This window comes from Gordonia sp. NPDC003950, from assembly GCF_053605205.1.
Map to the genome: position 1 here is coordinate 33,461 of NZ_JBSGIT010000005.1, position 3,118 is coordinate 36,578.

Below are 3,118 nucleotides of genomic sequence, written 5' to 3' on the forward strand. Positions count from 1 at the left end.
GCTGATTAGCTGTCCAATGTCGCGCCTCCGTCGACCCGGAGGTCGTGCATCGTGATGTGACGCGCCGCATCGGAGGCCAAAAAGACGACAGTCTCTGCGATATCCCTCGCCTCGGCGATCCTCCCCAGCGGGATCCCGAGGCGGAATTGCGTTGCGTCACCGGCCAGTACGGTAGTGCGGTCGTCTGTGGACGACCACATCCCGCGGAGCATCGGCGTGTTGGTCGACCCTGGTGACACCACGTTCACGCGCACCCCGGATGGTGCCGCGGCCAGACCGATGCATCGTGCGTAGGACGTTGCGGCCGCCTTCGATGCGGCGTAGGCCGGAAAGGCGGAACGTGGTGTGGCACCCGCGTTGCTGGAGACCACGACCGCGACTCCGTGGCGTCGCTCCACCAGTGTCGGGACCGCCACGTCGAGAAGGTTTCGGACCCCGCCGGCGTTGACCGCCATGCACAGATCCCAGTCGTCACTCATCACTCCGGCCGCCGAGACGACGATGTCAACCGGTCCGTGGTCGCGCTCGACGGCGTCCCAGGCGGCAGCGACGGCATCGCGATCGGTGATGTCGACGTCGCTGACGTCACCACCCCGAGCCGGCCGGCGGTGCTTGTCACCGTGCGTTGTATCGGGGTCCCGGTGGATATCCCAGCCGATCACGGTGGCGCCGGATTCGCGCAGTACCGCGCAGACCGCCGATCCGATACCGCCGGCGGCGCCGGTGACGACGGCGAGCGCACCCGCCACCCCGGAGACGGGCGTCAATGGACCATCGTTCATGCGGTGATCCCGGACCGGCCACGCGCGCCAGGATCGTCGGTGAGCGCTGTCCCGCCCCGCGTCGGCGGTGAGATCGACGAGATCACCGCAGCGGCATCGAGGACACGTCCCGCGCGCTTGCCGATGTAGTCGGCCGCCATGCGATGCTCATCGGCGCTGAAGTCGGCCATGGCGTCGACGACGAAGAACGGGGCGACATCGCTCATGAAGGCCTCGGTGGCGCTGATCATGCATCCCATGTGCGCGTACACCCCGACCACGATCAGCTGATCCCGGCCGTGATGGGCGAGCAACTGCCGCAGATCGGTGCGCTGGAATCCGGAGTACCGCCATTTGGTGACGCAGATGTCGTCGGGCCCCGGAGTCAGTTGGGGAATGATCTCCTCGTCCCGTCCGGAACTGAGCCCCCTGCCCCAGAATTCCGAGAGGATGCCGCGTCGAGACGGGTGCTGATCGCCGGGCTGGGCCGTGTAGACGACCGGCACCCCGAACGCATTGCAGGCATCGCGAATCGCCACCATGTTGGGTAGCGCGGTGGCCATCGGCTCATGATCAAGTCGATAGGCATCGATGAAATAGCGCTGCATGTCGTGGACGAGAAGTGCGCATCGGTCGGGGTGCAACGTCCAGTCGACCCGGTCGGGGAACGGCCCGTCGGGTATCCGGTAGGGAGCTATGGGCGGAATGGACACAGCATTAGGGTAGCCTCACCTTGTGCGTGTGATGTCATGGCCCTCCGAACTTGCCGACCACTATCGCGAGAATGGGGTGTGGACCGACGACACCTTCGACGACATCGTCGCATGTCGGGCCGTGGATCCGGCGTTCGCGGACAGGCTCGCGGTGGTCGACGTGAATCGTTCGCTGACCTATGCCGAACTCGATGATCGGGTGGGCCGTCTGGCCGCCGGGCTCGCTGCCCTCGGTATCGTGCCGGACGACCGGGTCCTGCTACAGATCCCGAACTCCGTCGAGTACGTCGAAGTGGTGTTCGCGCTGTTCCGCCTGCGGGCCCTGCCGGTGTTCGGTCTGCCGGCTCACCGCGAGAACGAACTGGTCGGCATCGCGCGGTCGGCCGGGGCGGTGGCGATCATCTCTCCGGCGTCGACGCCGGGATTCGACTATCGCGGTCTCGCGCGGTCGGTCGCCGACCAGGTCGATACGATCGGTCACCTCATCGACTCGGATGTACTCGAGGAGATCTGGGCCGACCCTATCGATCACGGTCGGGCCGATCCGGAGGATCTCGGATTCCTGCAACTGTCCGGTGGTAGTACGGGCGTACCGAAGTTGATTCCACGCACCCACGCCGACTACCTGTACAGCGTGCGCCGCAGCAACGAGGTCTGCGGTGTCGACGAGAACACGGTGTACCTCGTCGTCCTGCCGGCCGCCCACAATTTCCCGATGAGTTCACCGGGCATCCTCGGCGCCCTGCACGCCGGTGGCACGGTCGTGTTGTCGGCGGCTCCGTTGCCGTCGGTGGCCTGGGAACTGGTCGCGCGGGAGCGGGTCACGATGGTGGGTTTGGTGCCACCGCTGGCCCGCATCTGGGCCGAAACCGCAGAGAACGGAACGGCTTTCGACCTGTCGAGTCTGGAGACCGTGCAGGTGGGAGGTGCCCGCTGTCCCGATGAACTCGCCCGGCGGATCGGCCCAGCGTTGGGTGCACGACTCCAGCAGGTCTTCGGCATGGCCGAGGGACTGGTCTGCTACACCCGCCTCGACGATCCCGACGACGAGATCACCACCACGCAGGGCCGCCCGATGTCGGAGTGGGACCAACTGCGCCTCGTGGACGAGGACGGCGTCCCCGTCACCGACGGGCCGGGCTTCCTGGAGACGCAGGGACCGTACACGATTCGTTCCTACTGGGAGGGCGCGAGCCCCACATCGTTTGCCGCCGACGGCTGGTATCGCACCGGCGACGTCGTCGAGTTCACCGCTCTGGGCAACCTGGTGGTGCGGGGGCGGGGCACCGACCGCATCAACCGTGGCGGCGAGAAGGTGTCCGCCGAACAACTCGAAGAGCATCTCCTGGCTCATCCCGCGGTCCGGGATGCGATCGTCGTCGCCGCCTCCGACACCTACCTCGGCGAGCGGACCTGCGCGTACGTGATCCCCGCCGACCGCGACGATCCGCCCACGCTCGCCGCGATCCGCGCATTTGTGCGCCGGGCAGGTTTGGCGGAGTGGAAGCTACCCGACGCGATCACGGTGATCGACGAGTTCCCCGAGACCGGCGTCGGCAAGGTGAGCCGAAAGAAACTGCGCGAGCTACTGACCCGCTGATCGGGCTCGGCACCCCGACCGGGTTCGGCTCACGCTCAGCGGCC

3 protein-coding genes are annotated in these 3,118 nt (G+C 67.0%); 1 reads left to right on the forward strand and 2 read right to left on the reverse strand.

Annotated elements, in window-relative coordinates; all coding sequences use genetic code 11:
- Nucleotides 1–5 precede the first annotated feature (5 nt).
- Nucleotides 6–782: an SDR family oxidoreductase gene (locus ACWETB_RS05700; RefSeq protein ID WP_348803800.1), complete on the reverse strand. Its 777-nt coding sequence runs from the start codon at nt 780–782 to the stop codon at nt 6–8.
- Nucleotides 779–1,474 (reverse strand): isochorismatase family protein, encoded by a 696-nt coding sequence (locus ACWETB_RS05705; protein ID WP_348803802.1) that lies wholly within the window; start codon nt 1,472–1,474, stop codon nt 779–781. Before ACWETB_RS05705 ends, ACWETB_RS05700 begins: the two co-directional genes overlap by 4 nt.
- Nucleotides 1,475–1,505: 31 nt before the next feature.
- Between ACWETB_RS05705 and ACWETB_RS05710 the strand changes: the two genes are divergently transcribed.
- Entirely contained in the window at nt 1,506–3,074 is a 1,569-nt protein-coding gene (locus tag ACWETB_RS05710; RefSeq protein WP_348803803.1) for a (2,3-dihydroxybenzoyl)adenylate synthase, read from the forward strand.
- Nucleotides 3,075–3,118 lie beyond the last annotated feature (44 nt).